This window comes from Rhodococcus sp. NPDC003322 (assembly GCF_053589555.1).
In genome coordinates this window covers 1-4,927 of sequence record NZ_JBSFSC010000015.1, presented here as the reverse complement: position 1 = coordinate 4,927, position 4,927 = coordinate 1, and the positions used below count along the sequence as shown (strand labels likewise).

The following is a 4,927-nucleotide window of genomic DNA, read 5'->3' as shown; positions in this document are numbered from 1 at the left end:
ACGTACGCACCGCCCGCGGTCATCACCGCATGCATCGCCACCAGCATCTCGACCGACCGCCGCGCCGCGACGACCACCGTCGACTCCGGCCCGACGCCCATCGAGATCAACTGCCGAGCAAGCGAATTCACCCGCGAGGAGAACTCACCGAACGTCGACGTCACACCGTCGAACGTCACCGCGGGCGCATCCGAACACCCCTGCGCGGTCGCGGTGAGCAGATCCACCAGCGTGCCCGCCGGCACATCCATGTCCGTGGCGTTCCACTCGGTCAGCATCAGCCGCTCGTCCTCCGCCGGGACGACACGAAGGTCACCGACGGGTCGGGCGGGATCGGCCGTCGCCTGCACCAGGATCTCTCGCAACGTCGCCGCGAAGCGCGCCGCGGTCGACGCATCGAAGAGATCGGTCGCATATGTGAGGGTGGCGCCGATCCCTGCGGGCCCGCGATCGTCGAACTCATCCGTGAAGGTGAACTCGAGGTCGAACTTCGCAGGCACCACATCGGACTCGACGGGTTCGACCCGCAGCCCGTCGAGTTCCAGAGCCGCACCGGGTTCACTGCCGCCGAGGTTCTGGAACGCCAACGACACCTGGAACAACGGCGAATGCGACCGCGACCGCACCGGATTGAGCGCCTCAACCAGCCGCTCGAACGGCACATCCGCATTCGCGAACGCCGCCAGATCCGCCTCCCGCACCGACCCGAGAACGTCGGCGAACGACTGCGCACCGTCCACCGCCGTCCGCAGCACGAGCGTGTTGACGAACATGCCCACCAGGTCGTCGAGCGCCTGCTCACCACGACCCGCCACCGGCGAACCGACGACGATGTCGCCACTGCCGGTCAACCGGGCCAGCAGCACCGCCACCGCGGCATGCACCACCATGAACGTGGTGACCCGCTGCTCACGGGCGAACGCCTCCACCGCCGCATGCACCTCGCGGCCCAGCACGAACTCGTGCACCGCACCGCGGTTCGACGCGACCGCCGGCCGCGGGCGATCCGTCGGCAGCTCGAGCACATCGGGCACCCCGTCGAGCGCCTGCGTCCAGAATCCGAGCTGACGACTGAGCAACGACGAGTCGTCGCCATCCGAACCGAGGACCTCCCGCTGCCACAGCGAGAAGTCCGCGTACTGCACCGGCAGCGGCTCCCAACCCGGCGCCGCACCGGCCTGCCGGGCCGCGTACGCCACCATCAGATCACGCACCAGCAGCCTGGTCGACCACCCGTCCGCACCGATGTGGTGCACCACCAGCGCCAGCACGTGCTCGTCCGCACCAAGCCGGTACAGCGCCACCCGCAGCGGCACCTCCGCAGTCAGGTCGAACGCCGTCCCGAACAACCCGACCACCGCGGCGAGCAGATCCGCCTCGGCCACCTCGACCGGATCCAACGCAACCGGCACCGATTCGACAGGAAGGATCACCTGGGTGCCGTTGCCCTCGAACTCCGGGTACACCGTCCGCAACGCCTCGTGCCGCTCGAGCACGTCCCCGATCGCCGCTCGCAGCGCATCGACGTCCAGCGCCCCGGTCAACCGCACGGCCGCCGGAATGTTGTAGGCCGACGACTCCGGATCCAACCGGCCCAGGAACCACAGCCGCTGCTGCGCCACCGATAGCGGAATCCGCTCCGGACGCGGTCGTGGCACCAACGCCACTCGACCGCCGGCACCGGCGTCCGCCTCCAGCCGCGTCGCCAAGTCTCCGACAACCGGCACCTCGAAGAGAATCCGAACATCGACCCGAGCATCGAGCGCCGCACCCAACCGCGCCGCGACCTGGGTCGCGATCAGCGAGTTGCCACCGAGCTCGAAGAAGTCGTCGTCCAGACCGACCCGGTCGACACCCAGCACCTCCCCGATCACACCGGCGACGACCGTCTCCACCTCGGTCGACGGCTCCCGATACTCCTTCGCCACGAACTCCGGCGCGGGCAAGGCCTTTCGATCGACCTTGCCGTTCGCACTAAGCGGCAGGGCATCGAGCACCATGACCACGGACGGCACCATGTACGACGGCAGCTGCCCGGCGAGCGAGGCCCGCAGCTCGGCCACGTCGACGGTGGCGCCGGGCTCGCCGACCACGTAGCCGACCAGCCGGTCCCCTCGCTCGTCGTGCTGCACGGCCACGACTGCCCGGGAGACGGACGGATGGCCGAGCAGCACGGCCTCGACTTCCCCGAGTTCGATGCGCAGACCCCGCAGCTTCACCTGGAAGTCCGTGCGCCCGATGTACTCGAGTGCGCCGTCGCGGTTCCACCGCACCAGATCGCCGGTGCGGTACATTCGCTCGCCCGGCCCACCGAACGGGCTGGCGACGAAACGTTCCGCCGTCACGTCGAAGCGGCCGCCGTAGCCGCGGCCGACGCCGACGCCACCGACGTACAGTTCGCCCTCGACCCCGGCGGGCACCACGTTGAGCCGCCGATCGAGTACGAAGAGGTCGATGTTCGGAACCGGGTGCCCGACCGGCACGCCGGTCACGTCGGTGACCGAAGCCTCCTGGTAGGACACGACATCCGACGCCTCGGTCGGGCCGTAGCTGTTGACCACCCGCACACCGGATTCCATCAACGCAGCGAGTCTGGCCACCTTGATGGGCTCGCCACCGAGGAACACCACTCGAAGCGCGGACAGCACACCCTCGAGGTCCGTATCGACGACCGCCTCGAACGCACTGGGAGACATGTTCGCCACCGCGACACCGCCGGCCGCGACGATCGCCAGGATCTCCTGCGGATCGAAACCGTCGGCAGCGAGGTGCACGGCCCGGCCGCCCACGAGCGCCGCCCACACGTTCTTCTGCGTCAGGTCGAAACTCGGCGACGACGCGATCAGCAATCCACCGTCGGCGGGAAGTTCGCCCTCGTACCACGCGACGGTGTTCTCGATACCCGCCATCGGCACCAGGGTCGGCTTCGGCCGACCGGTCGAACCCGACGTCGAGATGACGTAGCCGAGACGGCGCCCCGCACCCGCTTCACGCCAGCGATCGACCGGAGCCGGACCCGCCTGCTCGGCACCGGCGAACGTGTCCAGCGCGATGACCGGCACCGACAGGTCCCGGCCGGATTCGCCGACCACGCAACGAATCCCGGTGTCGGACACGATCGCCTCGACGCGGTCCGGCGGATAGGACGGGTCGATCGGGGCGTACGCGGCCCCGGCCTTCCACACCGCCACCATGGACACGATCCACGACACCGACCGCGGCAACACCAGTCCGACGACGTCGTCCACGCCGACGCCGCGGCGGATCAACTCCACGGCCAACTCCGTGGACCGCCGATCGAGTTCCGCGTACGACAGCGACTCGCCGCCACACACGACAGCCGGAGCGTCGGGAGCCTGATCGACACGACCGGCGATCCGCTCCAGCATCGACTCCCGAGCCCCGGTGACGCGGGCACCGTGGGACCACCCGTGAACCCGACGGTGCTCGGCCTCGCCGAGTACGGCGACGTCGCCGACCGCCGACGACGAGTCCTCGATCATCGCCCGCAGCACCAGCTCGAAGCGTTCCGCGAACGACACGATCGTCGCCTCGTCGAACAGGTCGCGTGCGTAGGTCAGGTGCACGAGTGCCCCCGCTGCGGCACCGTCCTCTGCGGTCTTCTCGAAGATCGTGACCTGCAGATCGAACTTCGCGACGTTGGCCTCGACGTCGAGGCCGGTGACGGTGAGCCGGTCCAGCTCGAGAGTAGGCCTCGCGTGGTTCTGGAAGACCAGTGCCACCTGGAACAGCGGGTGCCGGGACTGCGAGCGGTCCGGGTTCAGCACCTCCACCAGCCGCTCGAACGGCAGATCGGCGTGCCCGAATGCGCCGAGGTCGACGTCCCGCACCGCGGCGAGGAGATCGGCGAACGACGCCGAGGGGTTCACCGGGGTTCGCAGCACCAACGTGTTGACGAACATGCCCACCAGGTCGTCGAGCGCGGCCTCGCCGCGGCCCGCGACGGGGGTGCCGATCGCGATGTCCTCGGTGCCGGACAGCCTGGACAGCAGCACCGCCAGCGCCGTGTGCACCACCATGAACGGGGTGGAATTGTGTTCGCGGGCAAAGGCACCGATGGATCGGTGCAGATCCGCGTCGAGTGAGAGCTCGACCGCGCCTCCGGTGTGCGTCGACACCGCGGGGCGGGGGCGATCGCTCGGCAGGTCCAGCTGCGCGGGAAGTCCGACGAGGTTCGCGGTCCAGTAGGCGAGCTGCGCGGCGATGACCGAGTCGGGGTCGTCCTCGGATCCGAGGACCTCGCGCTGCCAGAGCGTGTAGTCGGCGTACTGCACCGGCAGCGGCGCCCACCCGGGTTCGTGCCCGGCGGTCCGGGCGGCATAGGCGGTCATCACGTCCCGCACCAGCGGCGCCATCGAGAAACCGTCGGCCGCGATGTGGTACGCGACGACCAGCAGCACGTGCTCGGTCTCGGAGAGTCGGTAGACCTTCACCCGCAGGGGCACGTCCGTCGTGACGTCGAAGCCGGTCGAGATGGCCTCCACGGCCTGGGCTGCAAGGCCCTCCTCCGTCACCTGGACAGGAGCGAGATCCGGGATCGAATGTCCGACCGGCAGGATCACCTGGACTCCGGTGCCGTCGGGGGTGACAGGGTAGATCGTTCGCAGGATCTCGTGGCGGGACACGACATCCGCGATCGCGGCCTGCAGCGCAGGCAGGTCGAGCGCACCGGACAGCCTGATCCCCGCAGGAATGTTGTTCTCGGCCGATCCGGTGTCGAACCGGTTCAGGAACCACATGCGCTGCTGGGCGAGCGAGAGCGGGATCTCCGCCGGCCGCTCCCTCGCGGTCAGTGCGGCCCGGCTGCCACGACCGGCGAGAGCGCCGACTCGTGCCGCGAGCGCCCCCACCGACGACGCCTCGAACAACACCCGAACCGGCACCACCGTGTCGAACGCAGCCCCCA

1 protein-coding gene is annotated in these 4,927 nt (G+C 69.4%); it reads right to left on the bottom strand.

All coding sequences use genetic code 11. The features are described from left to right. Positions 1 to 4,927 (bottom strand): amino acid adenylation domain-containing protein (locus tag ACWDUM_RS28195; protein ID WP_450136530.1); only part of this gene is annotated, 4,927 nt, incomplete at both ends.